The sequence below is a fragment of the Microcoleus sp. D2_18a_D3 genome, assembly GCF_036702455.1.
Taxonomy (GTDB): Bacteria; Cyanobacteriota; Cyanobacteriia; order Cyanobacteriales; family Microcoleaceae; genus Microcoleus.
The window spans coordinates 1-16,718 of the sequence record NZ_JAUBTK010000082.1 but is presented as its reverse complement, the minus strand read 5'-3'; the positions used below and the strand labels follow the sequence as shown (position 1 = coordinate 16,718).

Below are 16,718 nucleotides of genomic sequence, written 5' to 3'. Positions count from 1 at the left end.
AGCAGTCATTAGTCATTAGTCAGCAGTCATTAGTCAGCAGTCATTAGTCATTAGTTAGCAGTCATTAGTTATTAGTTTATGGAACCTAAAATTTTACAGAAGTTACTCGAATCTGTCGCTGCCGGCGATGTTAGTCCGATCGCAGCTTTGGATAAATTAAAGCATTTTGACTTTGAACAAGTCGGCGATTTTGCCAAAATTGACCACCACCGCACTTTAAGAACGGGTTTTCCTGAAGTAATTTGGGGCCCAGGGAAAACGCCCGACCAAATTGTTGAGATTATCGAGGCGATGCGCGGGCGAAATTCGGCGGTGATGGCGACACGAATCGAACCGGAAGTTTTCGAGCAATTGCAACAAAAAATACCCGATTTGTGCTACTACCAAAAGGCTCGAATTTGTGCAATTTCTCCTAATTCCCCAACTCCGCAGCATCCGGGTACTGTGACTATTATCAGTGCGGGAACGGCGGATTTGCCTGTAGCGGAAGAGGCAGCAATTACTGCGGAACTTTGCGGTTTTCAGGTGCGACGTTTGTGGGATGTCGGAGTTGCCGGCATTCACCGCTTGCTGAGCAACCGGCACGTGATTACTGATGCTGATGTGTTGATTGCGGTTGCGGGTATGGAAGGTGCTTTGGCGAGTGTGGTTGCGGGTTTGGCAGATTGTCCGGTGATTGCTGTGCCGACGAGTGTGGGTTACGGCGCGAGTTTTGGCGGGATTGCTCCTCTTTTAACTATGCTCAATTCTTGTGCGGCTGGTGTGGGTGTGGTGAATATTGATAATGGATTTGGCGCGGCGATTTTGGCTTGTCAAATTCTCAGAAGTGCTGGCAGAGTGGGGAGAATCGGAGAGGGGGAGAATGGGAGAGAGGGGGAATAGTTACAAACCCCCTCTATCAGATAAGACTAAGGCCAACTGTCACAGGACGATCGATTTTTAGGGTGCATCTTGCACCATTCTCAAGAACAGGCAAGATGCCTGTTCCACAAAGAGTGAGTTTTCTTGTGGGGAGTAGGGGTTGGGCAGGAGAACCCGCGCAAGATGCCTGTTCCACAAAGAGTGAGTTTTCTTGTGGGGTGGGCATCCTGCCCGCCCGTAAAAAACCTAATTGAAAATGGTGCAACATCTCAGGTGCGTCAGACTCCGTTATTGAAATATTCTTGAAGATTTCGGGTAGTAGAGCACCTTACTATATATGCCACTGGCGTCCAGGACTGCCAGACTCGGAGGTTGAAACCCCGTCTAAACTTGCCTCTCGTCCCAGCAGAGGGCGACTAAAAAATACAGGGGGTATGATTAAAGCCGGGTTTGATATTACTTGCTGCCCAGCCAAATCGGATAAGCAGAAGAATCCTCAGCTTTTAACTTTTGCCCCTGATAACTCTTGCTGACCCAAGTAGCTACTGTTTGCAAGGTTTCCGTCAATAAACTTTCGGAACCGAACGCTTCAAATCCTACAGTCCACCACGCACTGCCGTTAATGTTCAATTGAGTAATTTCGACGGTGCAGCCTTGAGGAATTGGCGCTTCTACTGGCACTGACATCACCGCACCGGACTCCGAAACGTGGTAAAGGCGCAGGGATCTTTTTTTCTTAACTCCTACCCACTTTCCTGTCGCTATAATATCCGCCGACACCGGCGCCATCGTGTCCGCACAAACCCACTTCAGCCACTTTTCGGCTTTGCCTTCCCAGCGGTTGCCGAACTGCATCATCCCCAACTCTCCCTGACGCCACTTTACCTCCAAGGTTTTCCCGCGTAGCTTCACTCCCAAGTAGTCGCAGCTTGGTACTAGCAAATATATGTCTTCCCGCTCTTCAGGAGGCGAAAGATACCCGCCGAGACTCTCGCTTCCAAACCATTGATTGATAGATTTTGGCAGTGCACCGCTATAAAACCACCGCATTTCCAGACTGGCCCGCATAAATTTTTCCTCCGTTCCACAATTTTCGTCAAACCCAGACTGGATTTGCCATACACCATCGACTTTTGTGCCTCTCCACTCTATCCTCCCCCCTCCGGGGCCCAGAGTCTACCCACAGTCATACCCTTTTAGATTTTAGATTTTAGATTTTAGATTGGGGAAAGACTTACTATATAAGGGTTGAGAGCTTGCCTACAGTTGCATTTTTTTTATAAACTGGTGTCAGATCGGGGTATTTAAAAAAAATTTCTCACAATCCTTTACATATCTTCACAAGTCTGTTACATTTAGTTACAGTACACTAAAAACCATTTAGGAAAAAAAACATGAGTAATCGAGGCTTAATGCTGGACGACCAAGGCAAAATGAACAATTTTGCGATCGAGCCACAAGTATACGTCGATGACGAACCCCGCACCGGCTTCACTCCCTACGCAGAACGCTTAAACGGTCGCCTTGCCATGATTGGCTTTGTTTCTCTCTTGGCTTTAGAAGTTTCGACCAAGCACGGGCTGATTAGCTGGCTGACTCACCTGTAATGATTTTGTTAACAATTAAACTATACGGCTATGGATCGCTGGCGTTACATAAACAGCGATTCATAGCTTAACTATTTTTAGGGCCAAGGTTTGGTGAGACAATTAAAATTAAATATTTTTGTTTTACTCTACCCGTAAAAAGAATGCTCAAACGAATTGCGGCAATACTTCTGGTGGTTCTAAGCCTCACCTTGACCGGTTGTGTGTCTAAAGTCACCGGGCTCAAAAGCTACGTTGATACTGGCGACGGCTATCAATTTCTCTATCCTAACGGCTGGCTGCCGATCGCGGTTTCTAACGGGCCTGATGTGGTGTTCCGCGATTTGATTCAGCAAACCGAGAACGTCAGCGTGGTAATCAGTCCAGTTGCGAAGGACAAAACTCTGGCGGATTTGGGAACGCCGACGGATGTTGGATACAAGCTCAGCAAAAGTGCGATCGCCCCGAGTGATTCCGGCCGCGAAGCTGAATTAGTCAATGCAGAAGCTCGTGAATCGCGATCGAAAAGCTATTACATTTTAGAATATGCCGTCAAGCTTCCAAACCAAGAACGCCACAACTTAGCGAGTGTAGCCGTCAGCCGCGGCAAACTTTTTACGCTTAACGTCTCCACTACCGAAGAACGCTGGCCCAAGGTAAAAGAAGCTTTTGAGAAAGTTGTTAAATCTTTCTCTGTTTATTAGGGAATTGGGAATTGGGAATTGGGCAGGGGGCCTGGGGCATTGTTGACAGTTGACTGTTGACTGTTCGCTGTTGACTGTTGACTGTTCGCTGGAAACCTCACCACAGTTAACTGACAACTGACAACTGTCAACTGTCAACTGTCAACTGTCAACTGTCAACTGAACTTCTTAAATGATGAAAATTCCAACTTTTGTATTAGCTTCAGCTTCTCCAGCGCGCCGCCGCCTGCTAGAAAATGCCGGCATTCAAGCTGTGATTTGCCCCAGCGAATTTGATGAAGGGCAAATACAAATGAGGGATGCCACTAATTTAGTGCAGGTTTTAGCAGAGGGAAAAGCTGAGGCTGTAGCTAAGTTTTTGCTGGCTAATTCTCACCCGCAAATCCCTAATCCCAAATCTTGTTTGGTTTTGGGATGCGATTCAATTTTGCTCATAGATGGCGAAATTCACGGCAAACCCAAGGATGCGGAAGAAGCAATCTCGCGCTGGCAGAAAATGCGCGGTAAGGTGGGCGAACTGTATACGGGTCATGCTTTAATTGATACTAGATTCGATGACTTTGGTGAGGCGAGGTCGCGATCGATCATTCGCTGTCAAGTTACAAAAGTTCATTTTGCGGAAGTTACCTCGCGCCAAATAGCGGCTTACGTCGCTACCGGAGAGCCCCTCGCCTGTGCAGGCTGTTTTGCACTGGAAGGTAAAGGCGGCTTTTTTGTGGAAAAAATCGAAGGATGTCACACAAATGTGATTGGTTTGAGCTTACCTCTGCTGCGGCAAATGCTCACCGAAATGGGATATGATGTGGCGGATTTTTGGTCTTGAAATGCAGAATTTGGAAACGAATGAAATGGTTTGTAGTCAGGACTTTAGATTTTATCTCAGGACTTTAGTCGTTACTACAAACCTACGATGATTATCCAAGGGCGATCGTCCCGTCAGACACAGATATAAACTGAAGTTGATCCGGCGAAACATCCTTCACCAAACCTAAGATATTGCCGGTGCTAGCTTCCCGAATCACCGTCGCCTTAGTATTTAAAATTCTAAAATCAGCCGTTCGAGGAATTCCCGGAGGAAAAGGCCCGCTGCTGTCATAATCTCTGGCATCACCAATTGTTAAAAACCTTTCGCTCAAAACAATATTATCTCGCGTCAATCCACCCGTCAATCCAATTACATCACCTTCAGCCGGATTGTAATCGAGAATAAAATCGGCAGGCACTTCATCTACATCAAAATTGCCACTAGGAGGCGGTTGAAGCGAACCAATTTCCCCCGAAGCTGCTCCCACTTCTGTGCGGAGAACAAACAAATCTGCGCCTTCACTTCCCCAAAGTCTATCAATTCCAGCATCACCGATTAGAGTATCATTTCCACTATCTCCTACTAAAGCATCATTGCCTTTACCGCCCCGAATAAAGTCATTGGCCGTGCCTCCATATACGTAGTCATCACCTTGATCTCCGCTGACAAAATCGCTGCCACATTCTCCATAAAGAATGTCAAAATCTTGGCCGCCGCGAATAGTATCGCTGCCACAACCCCCGATTAAAGTATCTGTGCCGCTGTTACCGTTCATCAGTTCCGCACCACCTGAACCTCTGACAAAATCGTTACCAGCTAAGGCCCGCAAACCTCCGGGAGTATTCCGCAGAATTCCATTTGCTAATTGAAATGCGTCGTCATTGGGAGTTAAGTCAAAAAAGTTGGGGTCGCTGGCTGGATTTGGCAATGGCCCGGTGAGTAATTTGGTGTTTGGGGGATCAGCAATAATAGGGTCTGAATTTTCAGCTAATGCTCTAATTTCTCCGAGATTTGTTTCTAACATCCTAATTTTCTCCTTTTTTGATTGACTTTGTTGACATTCTGATTTTAACAAAGGTTCTAATTAAGAAATCTGCGGGAATCTGGGGTTAAAACAATCAAATTACTGTCAAACTTGCGGAGTTCTTTATTCAACTAGCATAGCTTATTGACACCCATCTGCTCGTCCAAATCCGCAAATATTTTGAACTGTGCACCAATTATTCTGGGGATCGCGTACTCTATTACCCGTCAGCAGTCAGCGTGGGAAAACCCAGAGACTGCTAATTGTCATGAAACCTTGAGTTAAGTCGGGAATAATTAATATGCTAGACACTGCGATCGATTCTATTCAAGCCAGAGAAATCCTCGACTCCCGTGGCCGCCCCACCATTGAAGCTGAAGTTTACCTAGCCAACGGTGTTGTCGGACTCGCCCAAGTCCCCAGCGGCGCGTCTACAGGCTCTTTTGAAGCCCACGAACTCCGCGACGACGACAAAAGCCGTTATGGTGGCAAAGGAGTCCTAAAAGCCGTCGCTAACGTTGAACACAAAATTGCCCCCGCTTTGGCTAATCTAGATGCGATCGACCAAGCGCTGGTAGACAAAACCATGATTGAGTTGGACGGTTCCCCGAACAAATCCCACCTCGGCGCAAATGCCATTCTCGGAGTCTCCTTAGCCACAGCAAAGGCTGCCGCCGAGACTTTAGGACTCCCCCTTTACCGCTACTTGGGCGGGCCCTTGGCGAACGTTTTGCCCGTGCCTTTGATGAACGTGATCAACGGGGGTTCTCACGCTAACAATAATGTGGACATTCAAGAATTTATGATTGTCCCTGTGGGTGCGCCTTCTTTTAAAGAAGCTTTACGCTGGGGTGCAGAGGTATTTGAATCCTTGAGTAAAGTCTTAAAAGCTGAGGGTTTGCTGACTGGTGTGGGTGATGAAGGCGGTTTTGCGCCTAATCTTAAATCCAATCAAGCAGCTTTGGATTTGTTGATTGCAGCTATTGAAAAAGCTGGCTACAAACCGGGTGAACAAGTTGCTTTGGCTTTGGATGTGGCTGCTAGCGAATTTTACAAAGATGGGCAGTACACTTACGACGGTGTGGCTCATTCGCCTGCAGAATTAATCGATTATTTGGATGGTTTGGCCAGTCAATATCCGATTGTTTCCATTGAAGATGGTTTGCATGAAGACGATTGGGACAGTTGGGTAGCGCTGACGCAGAAAATGGGCAGCAAAGTTCAGTTGGTTGGTGACGATTTGTTTGTTACTAATCGCACGCGGCTGCAAAAAGGAATTGATTTGAAAGCTAGCAATTCGATTTTGATTAAGCTGAATCAAATTGGTTCTTTGACAGAGACTTTGGATACGATCGACCTGGGCAAACGGAACAGCTATCGATCGATCATCAGCCACCGTTCCGGTGAAACTGAAGATACCACCATTGCCGATTTAGCCGTAGCGACTCGCGCGGGCCAAATCAAGACTGGTTCTTTGTGTCGCAGCGAACGAGTTGCCAAATACAACCGTTTGTTACGGATTGAGGATGAATTGGGCGATCGGGCAATTTATGCTGGGTCGATCGGTTACGGGCCAAAATAACACTTGGTAATCGGGCATCGGGCATCGGGCATCGGGCATCGGGAATTGGGCATCGGGAATTGGGCATCGGGCATCGGGCATCGGGAATTGGGCATCGGCAATTTACATCCTGTAGAGGCGGGTTTTACCAGAAATAATTGCCTAAAACCAACAATCTCGTAAACCCGCCCCACCCATTACCGATTACCAATTACCTGTTTGCCCCATGCCCCATGCCCCATGCCCAATAATTAAGGATAGAAACCCAATTGTGGCAAACCCAAAGTTTCTTCCCAGCCCATCATCAAGTTCATGCACTGGATGCCTTGGCCGGCTTGTCCCTTAATTAAATTGTCGATCGCCGATAGCACAATTACCCTGTCAGTACGCGGATCGACTTCGATGCCGATATAACAAAGGTTTGTGCCGCAAGCCCATTTTGTTTGCGGGTAAACTCCAGCCGGCAACACTTTTACCCAAGGACAATTGCGGTAAAAAGCGCTGAAAATCGTGATTAAATCTTCTCGAACCAAACCCGGATCGCGCAAAGTTGCGTAAACAGTCGCCAGAATTCCGCGCACCATCGGAATTAGGTGGGGAGTAAACTGAACTTTAATATCGTGTCCCGCTAACTCGCTGCAAATTTGCTCGATTTCTGGCGTGTGGCGGTGGCGGCCAACGCCGTAAGCGCCCAGAGAACCCTCTGCTTCAGCCAACAAGAGATTAACTTCGGCTTTGCGGCCCCCTCCCGAAGCACCGGATTTGGCGTCGATAATTGCTGTTTCTGGCACGATTAGGCCTTGTTTGAGCAAAGGTGCCAGGGCTAATAAACTAGCAGTGACGTAGCAGCCTGCACAGCCTACTAACTGAGCGTCTTTAATTCGATCGCGATACAATTCTGGCAAACCGTAAACAGCCGTGGCAGCTAAAGCAGAGTCCGATCGATCCCCGCCGTACCAAGCTTTGTAAGTTTCCAGATTTTCAAATCTGTAGTCAGCCGACAAATCCAAGACTTTGCAGCCTTTTTCTATCAGCGTCGGTGCCATTTTGCAAGCTAAACCGTTCGGCAGCGACAGAAACACAACTTCGCATTTTGCCGCTATTTTGTCTAGGTCGATCGCCTCGACTGTCAAATCAATGCAGTTAGTCAGGTGCGGATAAAGGCTGGAATAAGGTTTTCCCGCACTGCTATCCCCGCCCAAATAAACTACTTCAGCCGCCGGGTGATCCGCCAGCAGTCGCACAAGTTGCACGCCGCCGTACCCTGAAGCGCCGATAATTCCTACAGGCACACGTCCAACATCTCCCATTTTCCTTTATCCCCTCAGCCGTTGAAGTCAAAAACGCTTGAACTTTTGCTGCATTGTAGTACCAAACGCCAACTTTGGTGGCAAAGAATTGTGTTGTTTTTTTTTTGAGGTGCATTTTTGTTAATTTTCGGCTGTTTGACACCGCCCAAAAACCGATACAAAGCCCCGACTCCTTTCCTGGATAGCCCAAAATTTTAGACCAAAGTTCCATCTTCCAGATTCAAAGCTGCAAGTAAATCTAAAATCTAAAATCTAAAATCTAAAATCGACTGACCGAGCGCCAAAACCCTAAAATTAACAAACGGATGTGCGATCGTGCTATAAAAAACTTACTTTAACCCCTCCCCAAAACGGAGATTAACATTTTTCGCTCGAAGCTCGAATCTCGAAGCTCAACATCCATCCGTTAAATCTGTTAAATCTTGTACACGGCTTTGTTGCCGAACGAACAATGGGCATAGTTGTAGAAAACGTATCAAAACAGTTTGGCAGTTTCCAAGCACTCGATCGAGTCAGCTTAGAAATCGAATCCGGTTCCCTAGTCGCATTGCTGGGCCCGTCTGGTTCCGGCAAATCCACCCTGCTGCGACTGATTGCCGGTTTAGAAATGCCCGACTCCGGCAAAATCTGGCTGACAGGGCAAGATGCCACAAATACTAGCGTCCAAGACCGCAAAATTGGGTTTGTTTTTCAGCACTACGCGCTATTCAAGCACATGACAGTGCGAAAAAACATCGCTTTCGGGATGCAAATTCAGAAAACACCGCCCGCGAAAGTCAAATCGCGGGTAGAAGAATTGTTGAATTTAGTGCAATTGGCAGGATTGGGCGATAGATACCCGTCGCAACTTTCAGGAGGCCAGCGGCAGCGGGTGGCCCTCGCCAGAGCCCTGGCAGTGGAACCGAAAGTGTTACTGCTAGACGAACCTTTTGGAGCTCTCGATGCCAAAGTTCGCAAAGATTTGCGCGCTTGGTTGCGGCGACTGCACGACGAAGTTCACGTTACCACAGTCTTTGTGACGCACGATCAAGAAGAAGCGATGGAAGTTGCCGATCGAATTACAGTAATGAATAAAGGTAAAATCGAACAAGTAGGCACACCAGCAGAAATTTACGACAATCCAGCGAGTGCTTTCGTAATGAGTTTTATCGGTCCAGTCAATGTATTGCCTAGCAGTTCAAGAATGTTTCAAGACAACGGCTTTGACTCAGCCAACCCAGAGATTTTCTTGCGCCCTCACGACGTAGTAATTGAAACTACAGAAAATAGTGCAACAGTGCCTGCAAGAATCAGTCGCTTGATTCATTTGGGATGGGAAATTCAGGTAGAATTAACCTTAGATGATGGTCAAGTAGTAAACGCTAATTTGACGAGAGAAAGATTCGATAGCTTGCTCTTGCAGCCTCAGCAAAGAGTGTTCGTAAAGCCGAAAGGTGCCAAGTCGTTTCCACTTTTTTATTCAATCTGATCCCCATTCTGAAAACTAGAGATAAATTTAGATTGGATACGACATTTCAAGGGACACGGCGTCGTGCCGTGTCCCTAATCTTTTCTACTAACAACTGTCCGCTGACTACTGCGCGCTGAGTTAGTCTTTAACTTTGCTGACAGCTTTTTTGACTTGTTGCTCAAAGGATGTAGCTTGTGTATTGGAAGGATTCTTCATTTTTTCAATGTCAGCGTCTCCCTGAACTTCGTTGGGCCCTTTGCTGGCTTTTTCTTGAGTTTCTTCCAAGGACATCGGTTTTTTCAGTACAACTTCTTGAGATTCTTTTTCAATTCCTAAAAGTTGGTCTTCACCTTTGGTGGGGCTGCTGGTAACTGCAAAAGCCGGGAAAGCATTAGAAACAAACATCAAAGCACAAAAACAAACAGCTATTAAACTGCGGACTAAACGCTTGGCAGGGAAGTTAAAGCTGATAAAAGACATACAAAATTTCTCCGTTTTTAGAAGTTTTGATCGCTAAGATTGTTAACAGGCTGAAGCTCACTCATATTCTGCACAATCTTTTACTCAAGTTTGATAAAAGCAACTGTTGCTTTTTTTCAAATTGAGCTAACATATAATATTTAGCTTAAAAAGCTGGTATTTGAAATCCTTCTCAGGGAATATTTCTAGATGACGGGCGTGGGTCGCCCCAAGACATTTATGTAGAAGGCACTTGGGGAGAATCAAAAAAATTCTCTATAAGTGCCTTCGGATGCGCCTCACATAGCGGTATAAATCTCAGTAACTGGTTTGATCGTGGCGTGGCGGCGGGTTTATTTAGCGTGTTTGCATTGTGAGAGGGCGCTTGAGTGAACCCGCCGATCGATTAGTTGAAAATGTTGCAAGATATTAAGACGCCCCCGACTCTCCACTGACTAATGACTAATGACTAATGACTAATGACTAATGGCTGCTGCTGTCGCACGGGAACTTGACATTTTGCTAGATAAGTTTTAATTTCTCCTACACTGAGTTGCCCGTAATGCAGCAGGGAAGCCAGCAGGGCTGCTTCTGCTTTGCCCTGTGTCACGGCTTCGTAGATGTGGTGGCAGTTGCCGGCGCCGCCGGAAGCAATGACGGGAATTTCGACCATTTCGGCAATGCTTCGAGTTAATTCCAAATCGTAACCGGCTTGAGTGCCGTCCGAGTCCATGCTTGTCACCAGAATTTCGCCGGCGCCGCGCTGTTCGGCTTCTTTGGCCCAGGCGATCGCATCTTTTCCGGTATTTTCTCGCCCTCCGCGCACGTACACGTCCCAACCAGGATTATCTGCGTCTTGCCGTTTGCGAGCGTCGATCGCCACTACAATGCACTGATTACCAAATCGATCGCTCGCTTTGTCAATTAAACTCGGATCGCGCACCGCCGCCGAATTAATACTCACCTTGTCTGCGCCCGCCCTCAACAAACTTTTAATTGTGTCTAAGGATTGGATGCCGCCGCCCACTGTCAAAGGGATAAATACTCGATCGGCCGTGCGGTACACCACATCGATCATAATATTCCGGTCTTCGTGAGTCGCCGTAATGTCCAGAAACACCAACTCGTCAGCACCCGCATCATTGTAAACCTGAGCCATTTCTACCGGATCGCCAGCATCCTTAAGGTTGACAAAATTCACACCTTTGACCACGCGACCGGCTTTCACATCCAGACAAGGCAAAATTCTTTTCGACAACATACAATTCTCTTCCAATTTAACTTACTCGGCGGGAAGTCCCCCGCTATAACTGTACTCATCTTAGCGGTGGAATGAAAGCCAAGGTTATTTTTGGCCGTCCTGTTTGCGGTCTTGACTCCTAGCTGGAAAACGAGTTAGACAGGCAAGAAATAACCAATCTCTCAGCTATCACAAGACGGTAACAATAAATAAAATTCGTTTTAAAAATTTGATAAATTATCATAAATGTCGCAACGATTGCCACAACCCAGCCGTCAATCGATTTTAGATTTTAGATTTTAGATTTTAGATTTTAGATTTTAGAATTGAAGCATTAACCCCACGGAGAAATTCGGGGGGCAAGTTTCATCGGATACAGATTTTTTATTTCTTGGTCCTGAGTCTGCTTTCGGAATGAATCCGGGGGCTTGTATCCTGGATGCTTTCGGTCAAAAGCGAGAGCTAGGCCATTTAGCAGCTTACTCTAGCATAGAGGATTTTTACTCTTAGTGGTTCCCTAGGCTCCTTACCACCACTTAATCTCAGAACAACAGACCTTAATCAGTCCGATGCGGGGTTTGCTAAAAAATTATTAATATTATTCAAAACGTTGCGGCTGGAATAAACTTTTACACGCCACAGCTTCTTGCTGTTTTGCCCGATTTCTTAAAAATCGCTGATCGTCATAAGAATGGGCGGATGTAAAATAGGCCCTTTTCTAAAAATTGTTTTTTACAGTGCAATTATGAACACTGGTTTTACTTTGGGAGTATCACTTCTGCAGGCAGTATAAGAGTAAAAGTAGAACCCTTACCCACCTCGCTTTCAACCAACGTATCTCCACCCATAATCCGAGACAAATTTCTAGTAATTGCTAACCCTAATCCAGTCCCCCCATACTCTCGTGTAGTTGAAGCATCAGCCTGGGTGAATGGTTGAAACAGTTTTTCCATTCGTTCTGGGGCTATGCCAACGCCAGTATCACTTATCTTAAATAAAATATAGGGAATGCCTGATTTCTGTTCTTCTCCATCGGCTATTCCAGATTTTCTATATTTTTTTTCTACCTTAATAGTAATTATGCCTTTTTTGGTAAATTTGCTGGCGTTACTCAGCAGATTAAATAAGCTCTGACGTACCTTAGTTAAGTCAGTTTTCATATCTCCCAAATTGGGTTCACAGTTAACTACCAATACATTAGCATTCTTCTCCACCAGTGGCTTAATCATCGTGATGACTTCTCTAATTAAATCTGAGATATCAACGGTTTCTAAGTAAATTTCAACCTTCCCCGATTCAATTTTCGACAAGTCAAGAATGTCGTTAATTAGTCCAAGTAAATGTGTGCCTGCACCGTTGATTTTTTTCAGGTCAGGGATAAAAAATTTTTGATCTAAATCTTCGGCTTCTTCTTGCAACATTTCGCTATAGCCAATAATCGCATTGAGAGGGGTGCGGAGCTCATGGCTCATGTTAGCGAGAAACTGGCTTTTGGCAATGTTGGCTGCTTCGGCTGCTTCTTTAGCTGCTAATAATTCTACAGTGCGTAATTCCACTTTTTCTTCTAGCAGTTGCTTCTGTTGTTCTAGTTTTTTAGTGAGATGATATAATTTTAAATGAATTCTAATCCTCGCTAAAACTTCTTCACTTTGGAAAGGCTTAGAAATATAATCTACGGCTCCTACAGATAATCCATTGACTTTATTATCTGAATCAGATAAAGCACTTAAAAAAATTATGGGAATTTCGCAGGTTAAGGGATTGGCTTTCAATCGCCGGCAAGTCTCAAAGCCATCAATACCGGGCGGCATCATTATATCTAATAAAATTAGTTCGGGCGGATGATATTCTACTTGTTCAATCGCAGTTTCACCATCCAGAGCAACGGAAACTTGATAACCCACGTCGGTCAATATGTGGGCTAGAACTTCTAGGTTATTGGGATTATCATCTACAATCAAAATAGATTGATTTTCTGAGTTTTCAGTCATACATAACTTACTGGGGATGGGATACATAAATTTACAAAATTTTTGGGGCTAGGGAGTATTTAGGTATTGCTCTATGTAAGTTCGCACCTGTTTAAGCTTGAAAGCTTTAGCCAATTCGCGCAGATGTTGAATAAAAGGGATAAACTGCTTGTCTATCAGTTCAATCCTCGTCAACTCTTGTAGTAAATCGTTAATCAATCCCTTACGACTAAGATTATACAATATTAGCAAGTCCTCATGCGAAGGTGGCACAATTTCAACCACTTGTTTGGTCAATTCTCTTGTGCTTGGCGGTTGTAATTTCTCTTCATATATCCATTCTAATTTCAGTAGAGATTTGATCGTATTTAACAGGCTATCAGCTTGGATAGGTTTTGGCAAAAATTCATTAGCTCCAATCTCTATACTTTTTTGCAGATCTGACTCGAATACACTGGCTGAAGACACGATAACTGATAAATTAGCAAATGATGGTAATTTTCGCAAACTTTTAACCATTTCATAGCCATCCATAATCGGCATAACAATATCAGTAATCACCAGATTTGGTAGAACCTCAGCAATTTTATCAAGTCCTTCTTGGCCATTTTCAGCCTCATAAACTATAAATCCAATAGGGCTGAGTAAATTGACAATAACAGAACGGTTTTCCCAACGGTCATCTACTACTAGAACTTTGGGCTTATCGCCCTTAAAACCAATAATAACGCCCTGCTCAGAAGTTTTAGAATTTTTTGCCCATTCCTTAGCTTCGGGTAAATCTATCTCAAACCAGAAAACACTACCTTTGCCTAATTCACTTTCAACTTCCAAGGTACTGCCCATCATATCAACAATGTTTTTGCTGATCGCTAATCCTAGTCCAGTCCCTTCTGATTGCTTCTTGATATTACCAGACTGCTCAAATGGCAAAAAGATATTTTTAACATGATCGCTCGCTATCCCAATTCCAGTATCTTCCACTTGAAACATAATTCGATATAAAGGTCGTTCCCTGACCTCATATTCCAAGAGTTTTGATTTAATTATAAATTGCACGCTACCTTGAGCCGTAAACTTAATAGCATTGCCTAATAAGTTAATCAATACCTGTCGCAAGCGTTTTTCATCCGCAAAAATGCCAACGGGGAGTTGACCTTCGATGGTATAGATAAAATCAATTCCCTTTTGATCTGCCCTAATTCGACAAATTTCAACGACTGCTTGCAGAAAAGCGGGAAAATGAAAATCTGTAGGATATATTTCCATTTTTCGGGCCTCGATTTTAGAAAAATCAAGGATATCGTTAATCAGAGTCAGTAGGTGAGAGCCACATTGGTTAATAATATTAATTCCTTTTTGATCTGACTCAACTATGTGTTTCGAGCGCTGGAGAATTTGGGCATATCCTAAGATACCATTGAGAGGTGTCCGCAGTTCGTGGCTCATATTAGCCAGAAACTCGCTCTTAGCACGGTTAGCTGTATCGGCCACTTCTTTCGCTTGTTTAAGCTCTACAGTTCTATCTTCAACTCGCAGTTCCAATTCCTCATTAGTTTTCGCAAGCGCGGCAAAAGATTCGCGGACTTGCTGAGCCATTTTGTTAAATACATATCCCAAACGACCCAATTCATTTTGGCGGTTGACATTAACTTGAATATCAAGATTTCCCGCAGCAATACTCTCAGTTGCAGCGATTAATTTATTGAGGGGTGTAGAAATTTCTCGACGTAAAATTAAGAACACAATAATAATTTCAATCAGTAATGCACTTAGCCCTAGCACTAGAATCATGCGAGCAGTAGCTAAGGCTTCTTGGGTTAGCAGAGATTTGGGGAAAACTGTGACCAAGTACCAATTTGGCTCATCAATTCTAGTAATACCCAAGTATTCATCATAGTCAGGATTGTCAATAATCATATTTTCCTGTTTATGAGTCATGACTAATTCATAAATTCGCCGCAGATGAGCATCTCCTGATTGGGCGATGGAGAATTGTCCATTTCCTTTTTGAATACTTTGCATAAGTTCTGGGTGAGCTACTAGCCGCCCATCGGCTCGAAAAATCATGTTGTATGTGCCTTTCAGTCCTTCATTAATAGTCCGTTTCTGCAAATCCTCTATTAAAATATCATGCCCGATTGTAGCAATATGCTTGCCATCTACATCTAATGGTGTCACACAGGATGCCATCCAAGCTACAGCTACTTGGTCGTAATAAATGCCTGTCCAGACTGTTTTGCGTTCTGGAGCGTAGATAGGGCGGGTAATTTGGAATGACTCATCATCTGTGACGCGGAACGAGTCCCTAGAAGGTGCTTTAAGCGCCCAGGGATACTGGTGCATATACATGATCATACCATTCTCAGGAATTTGCGTATAGGTGTTAGCTAAGCGATTGCGCCATGCTGGGCCATAAGCATTTATTGTTTTATAGAAAGCAACTATTCGGCGCTGCATTTCAACATCAAGATTGACATTTTTTCCTAGGAAAACGCCCGCAGTTTTTTCTATTTGAAATAGTTCAGGGCGATTGCGAATTGAGCCATCTGGATATCTGACAAAGTTTTCATCGAATTCAGCTTGAGGATCGCGATTTGCTTCTGCTTTTAGTTGCTCTAATAAAGCTTGCTTGAGTAACTCATGGTTCTCTTCAGCTAATATAAATATTGCTCTTTCGCGTGTGGCTCGTAATTTTATGTATTGCTCTAACTGCGTGAGGGAATTAGCAGTAATTCGTGAGATTATTTGGAAATAGCTAATAGCTGTGGAGGCGATAACAACCATCCCCATACCCAAGGCTATCTTCAAGAGTGTTTGTTTGGTCAGCGACTCTGGGGGTCTATTTCTGTTGTGGCGAGTTGGGGAAAGGAGAGAGTCAGACAATTTTAAGTTCGCGAGCCAATTTCTCTTCATTATTATCCTCTACATAACCAAAAATTAAACAAGGTAAAATAACTATTATATAGCATTTTTCAATGAATTCTGTAAGTTTGGGTAGGGTAATTCCCCTGTAGTTAACCCGATCGATGGGCTACGCACGGATCACTACCCTACAAGAGTGGGACAAATCATTTAGTTTTACTATATCACAAAAAACCTTGACGATGGAAATAGGATAAATAAGCCTTTAATACGGAATTATTAATGGGAGGACAGAGAATATCAGTACCGAAAAGTCCATCCTGAGTGTTGCGGTCATCAAACTTTTGACAGACAAAAGATGTCGTCTCGATAAAAGTTTTTTGGCTATTAGATATTTTTTTGACAAAGAGAGAAGCCATCGGAGTTAAAGCATTATCGGGAGACATATTGAGTAGTTTTGCCTGCCACTGCGGGTAAGGAATAGAAGGGAGGGCATAACCCAGGGTGTTAAGATTCAAGATAAGTTGGTGCATCGATAATACATGGGGGCTTAATACATGAAATGTCTTGTTAAGAGACTCGGGTTGATGCGATAAATACCGAATCGCCTGAACTATATAATCCACAGGAGCGAGACTCATCTTGATATCTAATTCAGGGCCATACCCTAATTGAATCAAGCCCTTGATTATCAAACAAATCGTATTACTGAGTTGAAAAGCACCTGTTTTGCTATGACCTGTCACCATGCCCAAGCGATAGATGGAAACTGGTAAACCGCGATCGCGGGCAGCCATAACTAATTTGTAAGGATTCAGGTGAAAAATAGTGAGAGTAAGAGCCGAGAAATATGGTAATGTAGTCAGATGAGCGAAAAATCAGA

The 16,718-nt window shown here is 44.4% G+C and carries 15 protein-coding genes; 7 read left to right on the top strand and 8 right to left on the bottom strand.

The features are described from left to right. Positions 1-78 precede the first annotated feature (78 nt). The gene (larB, locus tag QUB06_RS27505) at positions 79-882 is read left to right on the top strand and encodes a nickel pincer cofactor biosynthesis protein LarB (protein WP_333437975.1); all 804 of its coding nucleotides are present in this window, start codon (positions 79-81) and stop codon (positions 880-882) included. A gap of 435 nt (positions 883-1,317) precedes the next feature. Here the strand turns inward: larB and QUB06_RS27500 are convergent, their stop codons facing one another. After that, positions 1,318-1,929 carry a hypothetical protein gene (locus QUB06_RS27500; protein ID WP_333437974.1) on the bottom strand — a complete coding sequence of 204 codons (612 nt, stop codon included), beginning with the start codon at positions 1,927-1,929 and terminating at the stop codon, positions 1,318-1,320. Positions 1,930-2,255: 326 nt separating this feature from the next. Here QUB06_RS27500 and QUB06_RS27495 point away from each other — a divergent pair, with 326 nt between their 5' ends. The 3 genes from QUB06_RS27495 to QUB06_RS27485 all read left to right on the top strand — a co-directional run bounded on the left by QUB06_RS27495 (position 2,256) and on the right by QUB06_RS27485 (position 3,974). After that, entirely contained in the window at positions 2,256-2,468 is a 213-nt protein-coding gene (locus QUB06_RS27495; RefSeq protein ID WP_190659021.1) for a high light inducible protein, read from the top strand. A 143-nt stretch (positions 2,469-2,611) separates the two neighbouring features. After that, complete coding sequence (gene psbP / locus QUB06_RS27490; protein WP_333437973.1) at positions 2,612-3,151, top strand: photosystem II reaction center PsbP; 540 nt, start codon at positions 2,612-2,614, stop codon at positions 3,149-3,151. Between the two features lie 175 nt (positions 3,152-3,326). Then, positions 3,327-3,974, top strand: coding sequence for a nucleoside triphosphate pyrophosphatase (locus tag QUB06_RS27485; protein ID WP_333437988.1), 648 nt, complete (start codon positions 3,327-3,329; stop codon positions 3,972-3,974). Positions 3,975-4,065: 91 nt separating this feature from the next. On the opposite strand, the gene QUB06_RS27480 is transcribed toward QUB06_RS27485, so the two are convergent. Next, complete coding sequence (locus tag QUB06_RS27480; protein WP_333437972.1) at positions 4,066-4,980, bottom strand: calcium-binding protein; 915 nt, start codon at positions 4,978-4,980, stop codon at positions 4,066-4,068. Between the two features lie 301 nt (positions 4,981-5,281). Between QUB06_RS27480 and eno the strand changes: the two genes are divergently transcribed. Beyond that, positions 5,282-6,562 (top strand): phosphopyruvate hydratase, encoded by a 1,281-nt coding sequence (eno, locus tag QUB06_RS27475; protein WP_445251428.1) that lies wholly within the window; start codon positions 5,282-5,284, stop codon positions 6,560-6,562. Positions 6,563-6,565: 3 nt separating this feature from the next. Next, positions 6,566-6,724, top strand: coding sequence for a hypothetical protein (locus QUB06_RS27470; protein WP_333287805.1), 159 nt, complete (start codon positions 6,566-6,568; stop codon positions 6,722-6,724). Between the two features lie 68 nt (positions 6,725-6,792). On the opposite strand, the gene argC is transcribed toward QUB06_RS27470, so the two are convergent. Then, positions 6,793-7,851, bottom strand: a complete 1,059-nt coding sequence (gene argC, locus QUB06_RS27465) for an N-acetyl-gamma-glutamyl-phosphate reductase (RefSeq protein WP_333437971.1) — start codon at positions 7,849-7,851, stop codon at positions 6,793-6,795. Positions 7,852-8,302: 451 nt separating this feature from the next. On the opposite strand from argC, the gene QUB06_RS27460 reads away from it, so the two are divergent. Continuing rightward, entirely contained in the window at positions 8,303-9,319 is a 1,017-nt protein-coding gene (locus QUB06_RS27460; RefSeq protein WP_333437970.1) for a sulfate/molybdate ABC transporter ATP-binding protein, read from the top strand. Positions 9,320-9,439: 120 nt separating this feature from the next. Here the strand turns inward: QUB06_RS27460 and QUB06_RS27455 are convergent, their stop codons facing one another. The 5 genes from QUB06_RS27455 to QUB06_RS27435 form a co-directional block, all read right to left on the bottom strand. Continuing rightward, complete coding sequence (locus QUB06_RS27455) at positions 9,440-9,781, bottom strand: low temperature-induced protein (RefSeq protein ID WP_333437969.1); 342 nt, start codon at positions 9,779-9,781, stop codon at positions 9,440-9,442. Between the two features lie 448 nt (positions 9,782-10,229). Further along, positions 10,230-11,021, bottom strand: coding sequence for an imidazole glycerol phosphate synthase subunit HisF (gene hisF, locus QUB06_RS27450; protein WP_333437968.1), 792 nt, complete (start codon positions 11,019-11,021; stop codon positions 10,230-10,232). A 737-nt stretch (positions 11,022-11,758) separates the two neighbouring features. Beyond that, positions 11,759-12,991 carry a response regulator gene (locus QUB06_RS27445; RefSeq protein WP_333437967.1) on the bottom strand — a complete coding sequence of 411 codons (1,233 nt, stop codon included), beginning with the start codon at positions 12,989-12,991 and terminating at the stop codon, positions 11,759-11,761. Between the two features lie 48 nt (positions 12,992-13,039). Then, positions 13,040-15,781, bottom strand: coding sequence for an ATP-binding protein (locus QUB06_RS27440; protein WP_333437966.1), 2,742 nt, complete (start codon positions 15,779-15,781; stop codon positions 13,040-13,042). Between the two features lie 278 nt (positions 15,782-16,059). Beyond that, on the bottom strand, positions 16,060-16,632 hold the full coding sequence (locus tag QUB06_RS27435) for an SDR family oxidoreductase (protein WP_333437965.1): 573 nt from the start codon (positions 16,630-16,632) through the stop codon (positions 16,060-16,062). Positions 16,633-16,718: the final 86 nt, after the last annotated feature.

Bases quoted from the DNA above. Each gene is read 5' to 3' on its own strand.
- QUB06_RS27500 (WP_333437974.1), bottom strand. From the start codon at position 1,929: ATGCGGGCCAGTCTGGAAATGCGGTGGTTTTATAGCGGTGCACTGCCA.
- psbP (WP_333437973.1), top strand. From the start codon at position 2,612: ATGCTCAAACGAATTGCGGCAATACTTCTGGTGGTTCTAAGCCTCACC.
- QUB06_RS27460 (WP_333437970.1), top strand. From the start codon at position 8,303: ATGGGCATAGTTGTAGAAAACGTATCAAAACAGTTTGGCAGTTTCCAA.
- QUB06_RS27455 (WP_333437969.1), bottom strand. From the start codon at position 9,781: ATGTCTTTTATCAGCTTTAACTTCCCTGCCAAGCGTTTAGTCCGCAGT.
- eno (WP_445251428.1), top strand. From the start codon at position 5,282: ATGCTAGACACTGCGATCGATTCTATTCAAGCCAGAGAAATCCTCGAC.
- larB (WP_333437975.1), top strand. From the start codon at position 79: ATGGAACCTAAAATTTTACAGAAGTTACTCGAATCTGTCGCTGCCGGC.
- QUB06_RS27445 (WP_333437967.1), bottom strand. From the start codon at position 12,991: ATGACTGAAAACTCAGAAAATCAATCTATTTTGATTGTAGATGATAAT.
- QUB06_RS27435 (WP_333437965.1), bottom strand. From the start codon at position 16,632: ATGGCTGCCCGCGATCGCGGTTTACCAGTTTCCATCTATCGCTTGGGC.
- QUB06_RS27480 (WP_333437972.1), bottom strand. From the start codon at position 4,980: ATGTTAGAAACAAATCTCGGAGAAATTAGAGCATTAGCTGAAAATTCA.
- QUB06_RS27495 (WP_190659021.1), top strand. From the start codon at position 2,256: ATGAGTAATCGAGGCTTAATGCTGGACGACCAAGGCAAAATGAACAAT.
- QUB06_RS27485 (WP_333437988.1), top strand. From the start codon at position 3,327: ATGAAAATTCCAACTTTTGTATTAGCTTCAGCTTCTCCAGCGCGCCGC.
- hisF (WP_333437968.1), bottom strand. From the start codon at position 11,021: ATGTTGTCGAAAAGAATTTTGCCTTGTCTGGATGTGAAAGCCGGTCGC.
- argC (WP_333437971.1), bottom strand. From the start codon at position 7,851: ATGGGAGATGTTGGACGTGTGCCTGTAGGAATTATCGGCGCTTCAGGG.